Source organism: Flavobacterium anhuiense (assembly GCF_001705175.1).
Classification (GTDB): Bacteria; Bacteroidota; Bacteroidia; order Flavobacteriales; family Flavobacteriaceae; genus Flavobacterium; species Flavobacterium anhuiense.
The window spans coordinates 3,323,771-3,340,526 of the sequence record NZ_CP016907.1; the positions used below are offsets into that span (position 1 = coordinate 3,323,771).

Here is a 16,756-nt window from a genome sequence, read left to right on the forward strand (position 1 = left end):
GTTTTTTATTTTATAATGAGTTGCCAAAGTTCACAAAGCTTTGGGTAAAGGTTTTAGCGCATAGCTTTGTGAACTTTTTTCGCTAGAAAACAATTTTAAGCATAGAATATTATTCTTTGCGAAACTTTGCGAAAAACCTTTGCGGACTTTGCGTTTAAATCAACACAATATTAGAAAAGCTACACTTTGCACTTTGCAAGAATCTCTTTAACCTCTGTTTTACAACTTCCGCAACCTAATCCTGCGCCTGTGTTTTTGCACAATTCTGTGAAATCGTTTACACCACTTTTAATGGTTTCTTCAATGTTTCCAGCTCCAACCTGACTGCAGGAACAGACTAATTTTCCTAAAACCGGTTTTGCGTTTGAACTTCCTCGTAAAAGCGTATTTCGTTTGTCTGATAATTCGATTTTGCTTTCGATCATCGTTTTGAATTCTGCAAACTCGTTTTTATCGCCCATTAAAATGGCACCAACCAAAAGATCATCTTTTACGATGCATTTTTTGTAATAGCGTTTTTTCAAATCGGCAAAAACAATTTCCTCGTACGAATCGTCATTTTCTGGAATCGTAATATCTCCAATGCTGCAAAGGTTGATGTCTTCTAGTTTTAAAATATTCATCAAAATTGAACCTTTATAATAACTGCTGATATCGCCTGCTAAAAAGTTAGCTAGAATATCTGCCTGTTCTTCAGCGGCAGAAGTTATTCCGAATAATTTATTATCGAATTCAGCTATTTCACCAATTGCAAAAATATCTGGATTTGAAGTCTGTAAATATTGATTTACTTTTACGCCGCGTCCGCATGAAAGTCCACTTTCGCGGGCAATTTCAATGTTTGGAATTGTTCCAATTGTATAAACGATGGCATTGGCCGTTATGATTTTGCCACTTTTTAATGCAATCTCTATTTCATTTGGATTATCAGTTTCAAAAACTGTACTGACTTCATTATCAAAATAAATCTGAATATCACGAAGTTGTACTTCTTCAGCCAATAATTTGCTTGAAATTCGGTCCAACTGACGTTCCATCAAACGAGAAGCGCGCTGAATAATCGTAGTTTTTACTTTTTTATGTTTTAAGGCGGCTGCCAATTCTAATCCTAATAAACCACCGCCAATAATGACGACATGCTGTTCTTCTGGAGGAAGATTGGTGTTGTCTAAATGTTTTTTCAAACGGTCAGCATCTTCTTTTCTTCGAACGGTAAATCGGCCAGGAAGATGCAGCTGTGCATTTTCAGGAATAAACGGACGGCTTCCTGTTGCAAGAATCAAAGAATCGAAAGTATGAATCTCGCCTTGGCTGTCTAGAATTGTTTTTTGTTTTGCATCTATTTTATCAATAGAAACTCCCGCTTTCATAGTAATTTTTAGCTTATTGAAAGTTTCTCCGTCTTTTACTTTTAAAAGCTGTTCCCAACTGAATTCTCCAGTCATGTATTCTGGCAGTAAAACACGATTATAAAACGGATTTACTTCATTCGAAAACACAATGATTTCATCGGTTGTATTGAACTCGCGATAATTTTGAATGAATCGGAAAGAAGCTGCTCCAGCACCAACCATGGCAATTTTCTGAAAAGGTTTTACATATTTTTTAATCGAAACCGTTGTGAACTTAAAATCAGGTTCTTTTGAAACTGGATCGACAACGGTATTGGTTAAGTTATTAGTTCTATTCAAATCATTTTCAAGCTGTTTTCCCCAATGCATCGGCAGGAAAACTACTTTTTCTTTGATCGAATCGGTAACTTTTGCTTTTACGCGAACTTCTCCATTTTTGCTTGCAACGACCACAATGTCACCATTTTTGATATCGTTTTTAAATGCATCAATTGGATTTATTTCTAAAACCGGACTTGGAATATGAGTCAATAAACGAGAGACTTTTCCAGTTTTGGTCATCGTATGCCATTGATCGCGAATTCTTCCTGTGGTTAAAATAAAAGGAAATTCATCATTTGGTTGCACCGATGTATTTTCAATCGAAACAGGCAGATTAAAAATCGCTTTTCCAGATGGCGTATAGAATTTTTTATCGGTAAATAATCTTGGAGTTCCCGGATGATTGTAGTCTGGAACAGGCCACTGAAAAGTGCCTTCGGTTTTTAAACGATTATAATTTAAGAATGAAATATCAATATTGGTATTTTTGGTAAGCGCGCAATGTTCTTTGTAGATTTCTTCGGCGCTGTTGAAATTAAAGCCGTTGAAATTCATTTTTTTAGCAAAACGAATCAAGATTTCAATATCAGGAAGTGCTTCTCCAGGCGCATTGATTCCTTTAGGCAGATAAGAAATACGACGCTCCGAGTTGGTCATGGTTCCTTCTTTTTCCAACCAGCCTGCTGCAGGTAGCAATAAATCAGCAAATTTAGCGGTATCAGCATTATGCGAAATATCTTGAACGACTACAAATTTGGCATTTTGAAGCGCTTTTTCGGCTCTTCTCGAATCGGGCAAACTCACTAGTGGATTGGTACAGATAATCCAAACGGCTTTCATTTTTCCAGATTCTAAAGCTTCAAACATTTCTGTTGCCGTTAAACCTGGTTTATCTGAAATTTCGTCAACACCCCAAAAATCAGCAACTTCTTTACGATGCGTTGGATTGGCAATATCTTTATGCGCTGCCAAAAGCGTTGCCATTCCGCCTACTTCGCGTCCGCCCATTGCGTTGGGCTGTCCCGTTAATGAAAAAGGACCTGAACCCGGTTTTCCAACTTGTCCCGTTAAAAGAGATAAATTCAGCAATGCCGTGTTTTTGTCAACGCCAACAGCGCTTTGATTTAATCCCATCGCCCAAAGCGAAATAAAACCTTTTGCTTTTCCGATAATATCGGCAGCAAGTTTAATGTCGTTTACCGAAATTCCGCAAAGTTTAGAGGCTTTTTCAAGTGAAGTTCCTAAAACAAGGTCTTTATATTGTTTAAAATTTTCGGCGTGGTTTTTTACAAAATCATGATCTACGTAGCCTTTTTCGATAATGCGTCTGGCAATAGCATGATATAAAATAATATCAGAACCTGGAATAATCTGCAAATGCAAATCGGCGAAAGCGGCAGTGTCGGTTCGTCTTGGATCGATGCAGATTATTTTAGTTTTCGGATTTTTCTCTTTATGTTTTTCTAATCTTCTGAAAAGGATAGGGTGACACCATGCTGGATTTGCGCCTGTGATTAAAAACGTATCAGCCAATTCGATATCATCATATGCAATTGGTACAGAATCTTCACCAAAAGTTTTTTTGTAGCCTACCACTGCAGAACTCATGCAGAGTCTAGAATTGGTATCGATATTGTTGGTTTTTAGAAATCCTTTAACGAGTTTGTTGACTAAGTAATATTCCTCTGTTAAACATTGGCCCGAAATATAAAAACCAACGCTGTCTGGTCCGTGTTTTTTTATGATAGAAGAAAAAACCGCTGCAGCTCGATCTAGAGCAGTGTCCCAACTTACGCGTTTCAGCGGATACGATTTGCTTCCGCGCATTTCTGGATATAAAATTCGGTCAGAAGTATCGTTGACTACGTAGTGCAGATTCATTCCTTTAGAACACAACATTCCTTTGTTTACAGGATGATCTTTGTCGCCCTCGACCATTACACCATTTTTGGCATCGTTAGTCACGATTATGCCACAGCCAACGCCGCAGTAGGAACAGGTAGTTTTGATCTTCGTAGTTTGCATTAGAGTTCTATTTAGAGATACTACTTTATTTGAACAATTTGACTTTAGAAAAAGTACGTAAGCAAAAATAAGTATTTTTACGTATTAATACGTATTTTTTAGATTTATTTTTTTATTTTTGATGAAAATAAATGAGGAACAACAAATTAGTTTTTAATCGGCTAAAAATTAGACTCATGAAAGAAGAACCAACCGTTTGTTATTCCTGTGCCAATGAAAATTGTTTTATCAAGAAACATTTGCATTTAGAGCAGATGACAAGTTATATTTCTAAAAAACAGAATATAATCTGTAAAAAATCGGATCAGTTTATTACCGAAGGCTCGCCTTTGCAGGGACTTTATTTTATTTGCAAAGGAAAAGCCAAAACAGTAAAAACGGGAATTAACGGTCGGGAACAAATTGTTCGATTAACCAAAAACGGTGATATAATTGGTTTTCGCGGATTTGGAACGAGCAAACGATATCTAATTGGCGCTTATGCATTGGAAGATACGGTTTTGTGCAATTTCAGTAATGAAACAATGATTGAAATTCTAAAGCATATTCCCGAATTTACGTATGCCTTAATGTTGTTTTATGCTGAAGAATTAAATAAAAGCGAAAATAATATCCGCAAAATTGCACACATGAATGTGCGTGAACGTGTGATTGATTTATTGCTATATATTCATCGCAAATTTGGACAAAGGAATGGTTTTATTGATATTGAGCTTTCGCGAAAGGAAATTGCCGATTTTGCTGGAACGACTGAAGAGCAAGCGATTCGTATTTTATCAAGCCTAAAAAAAGAATCATTGATAAAAACAGAAGGAAAACGTGTTGGGATTTTGGAAGTTTCAACCTTGCGAGCTGAAATTATGGAGCATAAGTATTTTTAAGTTTCTAAGTTGCTAAGATTCTAAGGTGCTAAGGTTTCTGATTGTGGGGATGCATTGCAATGCGTCTGCATTTTAACACATAGAAACATAGAATTTGAAATCTGTCGAAAAAGATTATTTTAAAAATCTAGATTTTTACACATAGCTATGTGTATTTATGAAAGTGAAACGCCTTTGAGGTATTTTAAAATCTATGTTTCTATGTGTTAAAAATGATTGTACGTACAAATATTTATTTTTTTCTTCCCACAAATCGAATTACAGAACCTGTTCCGTTATGGAATAAACCTTCGCTGAGTTCGATTTCTCTTTCTTCCAATTCGATGATTTCATAATTTGGAAAATCAGCTTTGATTTCTTCGATTGAAAAAAGAGATTCAATATCTTTTGGTCCGCCGACTTTTTCGTTTTTAGTTACATATTCTAAATGCTTTTTGCTGAAAGCTTCAAATATAATAATTCCGTTTTTGCGTAAAAGTTGATCAAGCTGTTTGTGAATTTCCGATTTAATTTCAGCTGGAAAATGCGCGTAAATCAATGCAATTGCATCAAATTGTTCTGCTTCGAAATCTAGAGTTTCTAATTCGCCAACCTGATAATCAATCGAAACGTTATTTGCTTCTGCAAGTTTTAATGCTTTGTTTCTTCCTTCTTCGCTGATATCGAAAGCCGAAACATTCCAGCCTAATTTTGCAGCAAAAATGGCATTCCTTCCTTCGCCTTCGGCAGGAAAAAGAATAGTGGCTGGGTTTAGTTTTTCTAGTTGTTCTTTTAAAAAGTTATTGGGTTCTTCGCCGTATGCGAACTCTTCGCTTTTATAACGGTCGTCCCAACGCTGAGTCCAGTTGTTCATGGTTTATATATTGAATTTAATTATTAAAGGTTTATGGTCACTGTGCAAAGTCCAATCTTTATAACTTCCTACTTCCACACTTTCTAAAACTTCGACAAAATCATTTGAAGCAAAGCAATAATCCATATGATACGGCTTGTTTTCGTGTCGATACATATACAAAGTTGGATGCTCTTCTTTGCCTTGAATTTGATTGAAGTATTTATGATACGTGCTGAAAATATTCTTTTCGGCTAATTTATTTACTACTGTTGTGTGATTTCCTTCTCTTCGCGGTTTGTCCCAAATCGTATTGCTGTTGAAATCGCCCATTAAAATAGTTTTGGTTTCTTTGATTAGATCTTCGTAATAATTAATCGCTTTCCAAATCTGTGTTACATATGCGCCATCTTTATCTGCAGGATTATTTGCCCAAATGGCAAATAGTATAAAATCAGCTTTTCCTCCCGTAACGGCTATTGGTAGAATATTTTTAAAATCTGGATTATGACAATCTAATAGTTGAAACCGATAATTGCTATAAGAAAAAACGCTAAGACCTTTATTCGGATTTGTGCCGAACCAAAGAATATCTTTTGGTGTTTGTATTTTGGTTGGAAATTTTAATTTTTCAGGACTTTCACATTCAGAAATTACAGCAATATCAGGATTGTGAGCCAGAATGAATTCTGCTTTTTTTCTGAAGGCCATGTTGCAGTTCCAAGCGATGATTTTCATTTGAAAATTAAATTATTTCTCACTCAAATATAATGATTAAAGGGAAGAATATTTTTGTGACTTAAAAAAAAATACCCCTCTTCTAAAAATAGAAAAAGGGCAATTTATATATTTTGATTTCTTTAATTTTAGCCGACAAATTTTGTTTCTCCGCTATTTACATCAATTTCAGCAAAATTATGTTTTCCGATCACGATAAGCAGTTTGTTCGAGTTATAACCAACATATCTAATTTCAGGTTCGCCTTTTTTAGGTTTTCCGCAGATCGAAATTACATTAGTTTGCCATTTCAGTTTTTTTCTTTTGTAGGCAGAAACGGTCTGTAGATCATTTTCAACATAATAAACCATGTTGTTTTTTTTGATTCCTCTTTTTTGCGTTTTGGCAAAATTAATTTCTGAGTTTTTCGAAATTAAGGCATCATCGTATTTTTGGGCAATACCTGTTTGCGTGACAATAAAAGTCAGCAATGACAATTTTAGAAATGGTTTCATTAGGATAGAATTGGGGGTTCATAATCACTTCAAATATAATTAATTAAACATATAATCCGCATTATTTTTGAAATAAAAAAATACCCTTTTCCAGAAATAGGAAAAGGGTAAAAAATATGAGTTAAATTTTAAGAAAAATTATTTTTTCCAGCTAAAAATTCTAGGATTAACAGAAATCATTAACCAAGCCCAATTGTTGGTATGATTTGCATCTCCATTTTTGATAAATTCCATTGTTTTAGAACCAAACATTTGAGAATAACCGCCTGTTACCGTGATGTCTTTTTTGAAATTATATCCAAAACTTGCATCAATTTCAGTTCCTAAATAGGAATCTAGTTTTTCATTTGCAGGCGTTACAACATCAGCTGCTGCTAAAAACACATGCGGCATAAGAGCAAATTGCCATTTGTTTATATTGTAATTCAATTTTATAAAAGCATCTTGCAAACCAACATTGTTTAAGTGATTTCCAACATAAAAATAATCCATGTAACCGTTAAATCCGTGATTGGTTCCAAAAATCGGGTTAAAAGATTTAATTACGGTACTTCCGTCATTTGTAGCTTTTCCAGATAAAAATTCATATCCTAAACCAGCTTTAAATGATTCTGTAATGTTGTAATTAAAATTTGCAGCGGCATTCCAAGCGCTTACTTGCAGATCAGTACTTTTTCCAGTTTGTCCGTATACCCAAAAGTTACTGTCTATTTTGCTTGATTTGTAAGTTAGATAAGGTCCAAAAGTCTGTTTATAATCAACTAAAAGTTTTGCATCTGCGTTTGCATATTCGTAACCAGTGTTAAGCAATAAAAAACTTAAACCTAAATCAGTGCTAAATTGATTGTGATACCAAGCGTATTGCATCGCTTTATAATTGGCAACTGTATAAGGAGTTTGAATTACATTTTCAGCAGTTGAATTATAGGCTCCTCCAAAATCTAACTTTTGCTTTTCTGTCTGATAGGTAATGGTAAGTGCATCGTGGCTTTGAGCCTGTTGAGCCCAGTCCATTTCACCCAAAATACGCTGATTGTCATAAGAAAGAACTTGACGCCCCATTCTGGCACTCCATTTTTCAGTAAAATTATATTGTGCCCAAGCTTCAAAAACAGCTACGCCATTTTTATCGGCAACGGTTGCAGTAGGAACATCACCCCATGTTCTGGTATTTTGAAAAGTTAATTTTACAATTAAATCATCTTGTTTGAAATTAATGTTTAAACGCGAACGTTGAGATATTTGAGAAGTTCCTTTTTGTCCTTCTGGCAGCAAAGTCTTGTAACCGTTGCGATACTCAAAACGTGGCCTAATTTGAAGATTTACGTCTAATTCTTGTGCCTGTAAGGCAGCGGTAGATACTAGAAGTAACAGGAAAATAATTCTGATTTGTTTCATGGGTGATATTTTTTTTGAGGCGTAAATTTATAAGAAAAAGCCATGTTTTACTAAGACTTCGATCTTATTTCTAATTTTTTTTTAATCTAAGTCTAATATGCAGGTTCTAATTTTGCCTTGCTTATTTTAATTCGTTTTTCCTTAGATAGCTGTGTTATAGTGTAATGCATCCAAACGAGACAGGCAGTTGAAAAGATTAGAATAAAAATCCATGAACTTGACCAGATTCCAGTTGCAGTAAGTAAATATCCGAAGATTATCGGACCGAAGAAACCTCCCAAACCGCCAATCATTCCGACCATTCCGCCCACAACGCCAACTTCATTTGGGAAATATTCTGGAATGTGTTTGTAAACTGCTGCTTTTCCGATTCCCCACGAAATCCCAATAAGAATTACCAAAAATAGGAATACCCACATATTGGCATCAAATTTTATAACCGTAACTCCTTTTGCAATTAGTTCTTTTTTTGCAACACTTTGGTTGTGAGCTACTACAACATCTTGCCAGCTAGTAGAAGTTGGGAAAATAGCATTTTCATTTGTATTGGCAGTTTTTTGCGCAATAGGATATTCTTTATCGCCAATTTTTACAGTTTTATCACTGATTTCGTTTACGACACCTTTTTTAGCAGCTAATATTCCTGGTCCTGAAGTAGTAATTTCCATTTTTGGAATTGATAATAAAGCACTTAAAATTACCGAAGAGCCTAAAACCCAATACATTACTTTTCTTGCTCCAAATTTATCAGACAAATAACCTCCAAAAGCTCTAATTACTCCAGATGGTAAACTGAACATGGTTGCGAACAAACCGCCCATTACTAAGCTCGTTTGGTAAACGTTCATGAAATTTGGCAATAACCATTGAGAATAGGCCACAAAACATCCGAAAACCAAGAAGTAATATGCTCCAAAACGCCAAACTCTTTGCGATTTTAGTGGCAAAAGCATTTGCGAAACACTTTTGTTGCTACTTTCTATTTTTTTGTTTTGAGCAAAAATTAAAAAGGCAATTCCGATTACGACCAATGAAACAGCATATATGACAGGAAGAATTTTCCATCCGTTGTGTGGATCATCAATTGAAAAATGATTTAATAGAGAAGGAGCTAAAAACGTTGTAATTGCGGCACCGGCATTTCCCATTCCGAAGATTCCTAAAGCGCGGCCTTGCCATTCTTTTGGATACCAGATTGATGTATAGCCAATTCCGACTGCAAAACTTGTTCCGACCATTCCGAATAAAAAGCTAAGTAAGGCAAACATGGCGAAACTGTCAGCGTAGGGAAGGAGAAACAGCGGAATTGAACAAAGCAGTAATAACAGTGAAAAAACATATTTTCCGCCAAATTTATCAGTTAAAATTCCGATAGGAAGACGCATGATAGATCCAGTTAAGATTGGAATACCTAAAAGCCATCCGACTTGAATAACATCCCAATGGAAAATTCCGTTATCTACTAAAAAAGTTACCAGAACCCCATTTAATGTCCAGCAGGCAAAACACACTGTAAATGCCAATGTGTTCAAAAATAAAATTTTGTGTGATTGCAATAGTGAGTTTGTATTTTTCATAGCACTTATATTTTTATGTAAAAATAAGTACTATAACTTAGTTAAAACCTGCCAAAACGCAGTTTTTGAAAAATAATTACGTATTTATACGTATTTTTTAAATTAAAGAATACTCGGCAGCTTTATTAGATAGTTCCATTAAGTTTTTCACTTTTAGCTTTTTCATTAAGTTGAAGCGATGAACTTCGGCAGTTCTTTTACTGATTTCAAGAGCTTCAGCTATTTCTTTGTTTCCTTTACCTGATAAAAGAAGCGTCAAGATTTCTTTTTCTCTTTTGGTAATCATCATTTCTTCGCCTAAATTTTGTTTAGGTTCTAATGATGCAGATGAATTTGTCAATTGGCTAATTAATATAGAAGAAATGTCTCCGCTAAAATATTTTCCTCCCGCAGCGACACTGTGCAGAGCTTTTAGGAATTCTTCTTTGCTTGAACCTTTTAATAAATAACCATCAGCTCCAGCTTTTATCGATTTCAATACGTATTCTTCAGACTCGTGCATTGAAAGCATAATGATTTTTACGCTGTTTTTTTCATTTCTAAGTTTTTCTACTACCTCTATACCAGTTAAGTTTGGCATACGAATATCTACTATAAGTAAATCAGGATTTGTTGCTGTAACAACTTCAAGCGCATCTGCGCCATCAATTGCTTCGCCTACAACCTCGATGTTTGCTTCGTTTTCAAGCAAAGATTTGATTCCGTCTCTAACAAAAACATGGTCATCTGCTAATACTACACGAATGATATTGCTCATAGTTTACTTAATTTTGATTCTCTATTTTTACGTATATTCATCTAAAAAGAAGACGCTAATATACGTACTTTTTTTAAAAATAAATTCCAATATTAAAATTTCTAATCTTGGAAATTCCAAATTCCAAAGGATTATGTGCTCAGATTTATAAAAGTTTAAAACTTTGACAAAGTTTGCTTTTTAATTGCCTCCAGCTTTAGCTGGAGGTTTTGAAGATATGATATGAGGCTTTAGCCAAATGCATAAGTTAGGCTAAAGCCCTTTTGAAGACTTGCTTTTTACCTCCAGCTAAAGCTAAAGGCAATTGAACTTTTTATTGATGGAACAAATCTTCTTCTGAAAACATGTGCTCGCGAGAGGGATAGGAGCAAGCTACCGGAGTAGCGCGGATAGCCCGACAGTATTAGGGAAAGTGGGCGAATATAGATAAAGATCGATAGCCCACTTTTTCTAATACTGGCTCGCCATGATAATTAGATAATGAGTTAATGTATCAATTAGATAATTCTTATGAATGCGTTAAATAATTATCTAATTCTAATTGACAATTATATTATTTAAGAATTGGAATATTAAAAGTAATCCTCGTGCCTTCGCCTGGAATGGAGTTCATGAAAACGCGACCGTTGATGTATTGGATTCTTTCTTTCATGAATAAAAGGCCCATTCCGGATTCGCTGTTACGTTTTTTGTCGACTGAATTGACATCAAAACCTTTTCCGTTATCATCTACGATGATACTTAAAAGTGTATCGCTGTGTGAAAGCTGTACAATAATATGAGTCGATTCGGCATATTTAATGGCGTTGTTGATGGCTTCTTGCGTCAAACGGTAAATATTGATTTCAATTAAGGAATCCAAACGCTGGTCGAAATCGGTTTTATTGTAAAAAAGGATTTCTTTTCCCGTAAGTTTTGAAAGTTCCTGTGTTAGTTTTGCTAAAGAAGAAACGATTCCGTGATCGCTTAATTCTGGGGGCATTAAGTTGAAAGTGGCCGTGCGGACACCTTTTATAATATCCAAAGAAAGTTTCTTTAAATACTCAATTTTTTGTTCTGATTTTTCTCTGTCATCTAAATTAATGCTTTCTAAACTGAATTTTAAACCCGTCAGCATTTGGCCGATTCCGTCGTGAATTTCTTTGGCAATTCGGTTTTGTTCGTTTTCCTGATTTTCAACAATTTTGCTCGAAATAATCTTTTGTTGATTGATTTTTTCAGTCGTGTTTTCAAGGTTTAAACGTTCGACTTCGCGTTGTGCTTTTTTGCGTTCGGTGATATTGAAACAGACAATCAAAAGTTCCAGTTCGTCTTTTTTGATCATTACGGGAACCATTGATAAATCGAGCCAAATTTCTTTTTCTTCTTTGGTCAAAATTTTCATTTCGCCCTGCCAGCCACTGCGCTGTTTTTCGAAAATCAGGCGGTCAAAATTAACCTGTTCTTTTTCGTCAGCAGTAAGGACTTCAGAGAATTTTTTGTTGGATGAAAATTTAGTGTAATTGAGAAGTTTAGCGAATTTTTCTCCAATATGAATGATGGAACCGTCTGGAGAAATTCGGCAATAAAGCAACGTGTTCTCCATTGCGTAATTGAGCGATTTTAATTCTTTTACAGAGTTTTCTTTGATTTCGCTTAATATTTCGGTGTCGTATGCTAGTTTTAAAGCTTTCTTCTCGGAGGATAAAAGACGTGTAATTAATCTTTCTATTTTCTTATTGGTTGGTTTGAAAATAAAAAAGAATTCTAAAACCAGAATCAAAAGTGTAAAACCAAAAATCCAGTATTCTATTCGGCGTTGTTCGGTTACTTTTTCGTGCGCTTCAAGATCGTATTGCGTTACAATCTGGTTCATTTTTGAAAGGAAAATGCCTTCGTTTTCTAAAATCGTCTGAACCAATTTTTGATTTTCAGATGCCGATTTTTTCTGCTGTAAATTCAATAAAAAGGCGTCGGTGGTTTTTGCAATTTTATTGAAAATTGGGTTGATTTCTAGATATAGCTTATTTAGCGTTTCTGATTTTTCTTTTGGAAAAGCTAAGCTGTCATTTCCGTTTTCTAATGCGTTTTGGTTTCTTTTCCAAAGCTCTAAAACCTCTTTTAAATGCGAAGTTTTTTTGGCTGTAGCCGAATCAGAAACGTAATGTAGAATCAGAACTTCTTTTACGATTTTCTGGCTCAGCATTCTTTGCTTGCCGGAAAAATTAATGATTTTAGAATCGCTTAGTTGCTGATTCAGATTGTATTGCACTAAAAATTGACTGATAATTATAGTTAAGGCAATAGTAAGAAGTGCAAAAAAATACAGACGTCGTAAATTTTTGAAAGTGATTTTTTCTGCAGCTTCCTGATTGCTTTTTTTCATATCTTTTTACAATCCCAAAGAAGCTTTTATTAGGTTTAAGTTTTCTTCAGAATAATTGATTTTTAAGGCTTCTTGATGTCCTTTGTCCGACATTTTATCCCAAGTTTTTTTGATGATGTTTTTCAGCTTTTCTTCATCGTGTTTATGAACGAAAGGTTCTAAGTAATATTCTAAAAAGACTAGGCAAATTACATCTTCCAATAATTGAGTTTCGGCATCCTTTTTTAACAGTTTTTTCTCAATTAAGAATGAAACACGATCGATAAAAGCTTGATCGTAACCTGCTTTTGCCAGAATTTCGGCCGTAGTTTTAGAGTGGAATTTTTTCAATTCTTCTCTCCATTTCAAATAACCCACACGATCCATTGGGTACGATTCGCGAGCGACTTTCCATCGGCAGATATGCTGTGCTTTTGAAGCAATCTGAATTTCTTCTGAGGCATTTGGTTCAAACTCCATCAGTTTTTTATACATCCTGTCTGAATACAATAATTCTTTTGGATATTCTTTATTTTGGTCTAATTCGATGTTCGGATCTTGTGCATTTTCGGCATCAATCCATTCGCTTGCTTTTTGAAAAGGTGTAGTCATTTTTTTGGTTAAGTAATAGATTTCAAAGATACGGAATTAGTGGAAAAGTCGAAAGTCTAAAGTGAGATGAAAGAAGCAAGAGGCAAGACTATATAGGTTTTCAAATCTTGCTTCTTGCCTCTTAAAAGTCTAATCTACGAACCCAACAAAAACTTCATCTTCAACAATTTTAATCGGATAGGTTGCAATGTGATATTCTTCGCCATTTAGATTAGAACCATCAACAAGAGAAAATGTTTTTTTATGCATCGGGCAGGCGATTTTCGGAATATCGTCGGCCGAACCCGTCATTCCTCTCGAAAGCACCATTTCCATTTTGTGCGGGCAGGCGTTTTGGCAAGCGTACCATTCATTCCTGCGTGTGAAATTGAAAATCGCAATTTGTTTGTTTTTGTATTTGATACATCCGCCTCGATTGGTTGGAAAATCTTCTACTTTACCTGCTTTGAACCAAATTGTTGCATCGCTCGCATGAACTGTTTCGTATTGATTTAAGATTTCTTCCATTTTGATTGAGTTTTAATTTCCTGTTTCTTAGCCCTCTTTTTACAATCAAGAGAGGTTTGATGGCGCAGTAAAAAAGAGGGTAAGAAGGACAGCAAACGTTTAATGATTTTTTTCTTTTTTTTTGGAGCTTGGCGTTTTGCCACTAAGGCGCAAAGGCGCTAAGTTTTTTTAAGTTTTTGTAATTTGACTTTGTGTCTTTGTGTCTTTGTGGCAAGATATTTTTTTAAGTCCAAGCTTTTGGCATTTTTTGATCTCTTAGCGGAACAAAAACAGCATTATCGTCTTTTTCGTCTGAGTTTATAAAGTGATTGAAACGTTTTAATAATCTTGGTTTTTCCAGCACTTGTTTCCATTCGCATTCGAAAGTGTTGACTAAAGTCTGCATTTCGGCTTCAAGCGTTTCGCAGATTCCTAAACTGTCTTCGATGATTACTTGTTTCAAATAATCTAAACCACCGTCTAGTTTTTCCAACCAAGTTGAAGTTCGAATCAGCGGACCTGCTGTTCTGATGTAATACATTAAGAAACGATCCATGTATTTGATTACGGTTTCCTTGTCTATTTTTTCTGCCAATAAAACAGCGTGTTTTGGATTGGCTCCACCGTTTCCGCAGATGTATAAATTCCATCCGCCTTCAACAGCGATTAATCCGAAATCTTTTCCGCGGGCTTCGGCACATTCGCGAATGCAAGCCGAAACACCTCCTTTTAATTTATGCGGAGAACGGATTCCTTTGTATCTGTTTTCTAGCTCGATGGCAAATCCAGCGCTGTCGTCCATTCCGTAACGACACCAAGCATTTCCAACACAGCTTTTTACGGCACGAAGGGATTTTCCGTAAGCATGACCGCTTTCAAAACCATTATCGATTAATATTTTCCAGATTTTTGGCAAGTCACTTAAATGCGCTCCGAACAAATCAACTCTTTGTGCTCCAGTGATTTTAGTGTACAAATCGAATTGTTTTGCCACTTCGCCAATTACAATTAATTTCTCTGCAGTAATTTCGCCTCCTGCAACTCTTGGAACAACCGAATAGGTTCCGTTTCGTTGGATATTGGCCAAAAATCTATCGTTGGTATCTTGAGTTGTTATATGTTTGTTGGCCGTATCATTATAAATACTAGAGAATATAGAAGCAACAACAGGTTTGCAGACTTCACATCCGTCGCCTTTTCCATGATGATCTAAAACATCGTAGAAATTCTCGTATTTGTTGATTTTTACCAAATCGAATAATTCCTGACGTGTGTAGCTGAAATGTTCGCATATCACTTCTTTGACTTCTTTTCCTAAAGATTTTTGTGTTGCTTTTACTAAATCTGAAACCATTGGTTTACAGCCACCACAGCCCGAAGTCGCTTTGGTTGCTTTTACAACATCTGAAAGTGTAGCGCAAGATTCATCCAAGATTTTACAGCAGATAGCACCTTTGGTAACGTTTTCGCAAGAACAGATTACCGCTGTGTCTGGCAAATCGATTACACTTCCTAAAGAAGAACCTTCACAACCATCACGAGAACCTAAAATCAAATCTTCTGGGTTTTTCGGCAGTGCCATTTCATTAATATAAATCTGGAAAAGCGAACCATAATCGCTAGAATCTCCGACTAAAATTCCACCCAAAAGTTTTTTCGAATCTTTGGTAACGTTGATTCTTTTATAAACTCCACTCAATTTATTCTCATAAATAATAGCAGTAACGTCATTATTTTCGATAAAAGGATCACCAAAACTCGCCACTTCTACACCAATCAATTTCAATTGTGTAGACATATCGATGATTTCTCTCATGGTTTTATCACCATTTAAGATTTGTTCGGCAGCAACATCGGCCATTTCGTAACCTGGCGCAACAAGTCCATAAATGTTTTGGTTGTAAAGAGCTGCTTCGCCAATAGCAAAAATGCAAGGATCTGAAGTTCGCATTTGATTGTTTACCACAATTCCGCCTCGTACACCAACTTCAAGTCCTGAAACTCGTGCTAGTTCATCACGAGGTTTGATTCCTGCAGAAATCACAAGCATATCGACTTTTAATAATTCGTCGTTTGCAAACATCATTCCTGTTATACTTTCCTTTCCGTCAATATATTGCGTTGCTTTGTTAAGATGAATTCCAATATTTAATTCTTCAATTTTTGATTGAAGCATATCACTCGCGCCTTGATCCAATTGTCTTGGCATCAAACGAGGTGCAAATTCTACCACATGCGGATTCAATCCTAAATCTCTAACGGCTTTTGCTGCTTCAAGACCTAATAATCCTCCACCTAAAACAGCCGCTTCTGTCGCGCCTTTTTGTTTTATTTTTTTAGCGTAAGCCATAATTGCATCCAGATCTTCTATTGTTCTGTAAACAAAAACACCTTCTTTTTCGACACCTTCAATTGGTGGTACAAAAGCCGAAGAGCCTGTGGCTAAAACTAAGTAGTCGTACGTATGTGTTTTGCCTAAATGTGTATGTATAGTTTTTGAATCACGATTAATATCTGTAATAAGTTCAGATGTGTTTAGAATAATATTGTTTTCTGCGTACCATTCGGTCGTAGATAATGATAGATCATCTGCCGTTTTTCCTCCAAAGTATTCACTTAGGTGAACACGATCATAGGCGCGTCTTGGCTCTTCTCCAAATACTGTGATTTGATACTTTTCTTGTCCTGATTTTACAACAAACTTTTCGCAAAATTTATAACCAACCATGCCGTTTCCAACTACTATTACTCTAATCATGATTTCTTTAATTAAGTATTACTATGCAAATATAAGTATTTATACTTATAAAAATACGTAAACAATTTATTTTTAGCAAGAAAGTGTATTTTGGAACTACGTATTTTGACGTAATCTTTTACATAGCTTAGGTTTTGAATGATTTTGGAGTAATTCGGTTTTTTAAAATTTGAAAGGATTC

The 16,756-nt window shown here is 35.3% G+C and carries 12 protein-coding genes; 1 reads left to right on the plus strand and 11 read right to left on the minus strand.

Annotated features, from left to right (window positions below):
- Positions 1 to 179: 179 nt before the first annotated feature.
- A complete protein-coding gene (locus tag BB050_RS14580) occupies positions 180 to 3,698 on the minus strand; it encodes a nitrate reductase (protein ID WP_066034049.1) in 3,519 nt (1,172 codons plus the stop codon).
- Positions 3,699 to 3,874: 176 nt separating this feature from the next.
- Between BB050_RS14580 and BB050_RS14585 the strand changes: the two genes are divergently transcribed.
- Positions 3,875 to 4,579, plus strand: coding sequence for a Crp/Fnr family transcriptional regulator (locus BB050_RS14585; protein WP_066034050.1), 705 nt, complete (start codon positions 3,875 to 3,877; stop codon positions 4,577 to 4,579).
- Between the two features lie 232 nt (positions 4,580 to 4,811).
- Here the strand turns inward: BB050_RS14585 and BB050_RS14590 are convergent, their stop codons facing one another.
- The 10 genes from BB050_RS14590 to nirB form a co-directional block, all read right to left on the minus strand.
- Positions 4,812 to 5,432 carry a class I SAM-dependent methyltransferase gene (locus BB050_RS14590; RefSeq protein WP_066034051.1) on the minus strand — a complete coding sequence of 207 codons (621 nt, stop codon included), beginning with the start codon at positions 5,430 to 5,432 and terminating at the stop codon, positions 4,812 to 4,814.
- Positions 5,433 to 5,435: 3 nt separating this feature from the next.
- Positions 5,436 to 6,149, minus strand: a complete 714-nt coding sequence (locus BB050_RS14595; protein WP_066034052.1) for an exonuclease/endonuclease/phosphatase family protein — start codon at positions 6,147 to 6,149, stop codon at positions 5,436 to 5,438.
- 128 nt (positions 6,150 to 6,277) lie between these two features.
- On the minus strand, positions 6,278 to 6,643 hold the full coding sequence (locus tag BB050_RS14600) for a hypothetical protein (protein ID WP_008468735.1): 366 nt from the start codon (positions 6,641 to 6,643) through the stop codon (positions 6,278 to 6,280).
- A 138-nt stretch (positions 6,644 to 6,781) separates the two neighbouring features.
- Entirely contained in the window at positions 6,782 to 8,041 is a 1,260-nt protein-coding gene (locus BB050_RS14605) for an alginate export family protein (protein WP_066034053.1), read from the minus strand.
- 92 nt (positions 8,042 to 8,133) lie between these two features.
- A complete protein-coding gene (locus BB050_RS14610; protein WP_066034054.1) occupies positions 8,134 to 9,618 on the minus strand; it encodes an MFS transporter in 1,485 nt (494 codons plus the stop codon).
- A 97-nt stretch (positions 9,619 to 9,715) separates the two neighbouring features.
- Positions 9,716 to 10,375: a response regulator transcription factor gene (locus tag BB050_RS14615; RefSeq protein ID WP_008468741.1), complete on the minus strand. Its 660-nt coding sequence runs from the start codon at positions 10,373 to 10,375 to the stop codon at positions 9,716 to 9,718.
- A gap of 553 nt (positions 10,376 to 10,928) precedes the next feature.
- Positions 10,929 to 12,740 (minus strand): PAS domain-containing sensor histidine kinase, encoded by a 1,812-nt coding sequence (locus BB050_RS14620; RefSeq protein ID WP_066034055.1) that lies wholly within the window; start codon positions 12,738 to 12,740, stop codon positions 10,929 to 10,931.
- 6 nt (positions 12,741 to 12,746) lie between these two features.
- Positions 12,747 to 13,331, minus strand: coding sequence for a DUF4202 domain-containing protein (locus tag BB050_RS14625; RefSeq protein ID WP_066034056.1), 585 nt, complete (start codon positions 13,329 to 13,331; stop codon positions 12,747 to 12,749).
- Positions 13,332 to 13,460: 129 nt separating this feature from the next.
- Positions 13,461 to 13,838, minus strand: a complete 378-nt coding sequence (gene nirD / locus BB050_RS14630) for a nitrite reductase small subunit NirD (RefSeq protein ID WP_066034057.1) — start codon at positions 13,836 to 13,838, stop codon at positions 13,461 to 13,463.
- 223 nt (positions 13,839 to 14,061) lie between these two features.
- Positions 14,062 to 16,575: a nitrite reductase large subunit NirB gene (nirB, locus tag BB050_RS14635; RefSeq protein WP_066034058.1), complete on the minus strand. Its 2,514-nt coding sequence runs from the start codon at positions 16,573 to 16,575 to the stop codon at positions 14,062 to 14,064.
- Positions 16,576 to 16,756: the final 181 nt, after the last annotated feature.

What these genes read in the sequence shown, in the direction of transcription:
- BB050_RS14580 (WP_066034049.1), bottom strand. Translation starts at nt 3,698, where the DNA reads ATGCAAACTACGAAGATCAAAACTACCTGTTCCTACTGCGGCGTTGGC.
- BB050_RS14585 (WP_066034050.1), top strand. Translation starts at nt 3,875, where the DNA reads ATGAAAGAAGAACCAACCGTTTGTTATTCCTGTGCCAATGAAAATTGT.
- BB050_RS14590 (WP_066034051.1), bottom strand. Translation starts at nt 5,432, where the DNA reads ATGAACAACTGGACTCAGCGTTGGGACGACCGTTATAAAAGCGAAGAG.
- BB050_RS14595 (WP_066034052.1), bottom strand. Translation starts at nt 6,149, where the DNA reads ATGAAAATCATCGCTTGGAACTGCAACATGGCCTTCAGAAAAAAAGCA.
- BB050_RS14600 (WP_008468735.1), bottom strand. Translation starts at nt 6,643, where the DNA reads ATGAAACCATTTCTAAAATTGTCATTGCTGACTTTTATTGTCACGCAA.
- BB050_RS14605 (WP_066034053.1), bottom strand. Translation starts at nt 8,041, where the DNA reads ATGAAACAAATCAGAATTATTTTCCTGTTACTTCTAGTATCTACCGCT.
- BB050_RS14610 (WP_066034054.1), bottom strand. Translation starts at nt 9,618, where the DNA reads ATGAAAAATACAAACTCACTATTGCAATCACACAAAATTTTATTTTTG.
- BB050_RS14615 (WP_008468741.1), bottom strand. Translation starts at nt 10,375, where the DNA reads ATGAGCAATATCATTCGTGTAGTATTAGCAGATGACCATGTTTTTGTT.
- BB050_RS14620 (WP_066034055.1), bottom strand. Translation starts at nt 12,740, where the DNA reads ATGAAAAAAAGCAATCAGGAAGCTGCAGAAAAAATCACTTTCAAAAAT.
- BB050_RS14625 (WP_066034056.1), bottom strand. Translation starts at nt 13,331, where the DNA reads ATGACTACACCTTTTCAAAAAGCAAGCGAATGGATTGATGCCGAAAAT.
- nirD (WP_066034057.1), bottom strand. Translation starts at nt 13,838, where the DNA reads ATGGAAGAAATCTTAAATCAATACGAAACAGTTCATGCGAGCGATGCA.
- nirB (WP_066034058.1), bottom strand. Translation starts at nt 16,575, where the DNA reads ATGATTAGAGTAATAGTAGTTGGAAACGGCATGGTTGGTTATAAATTT.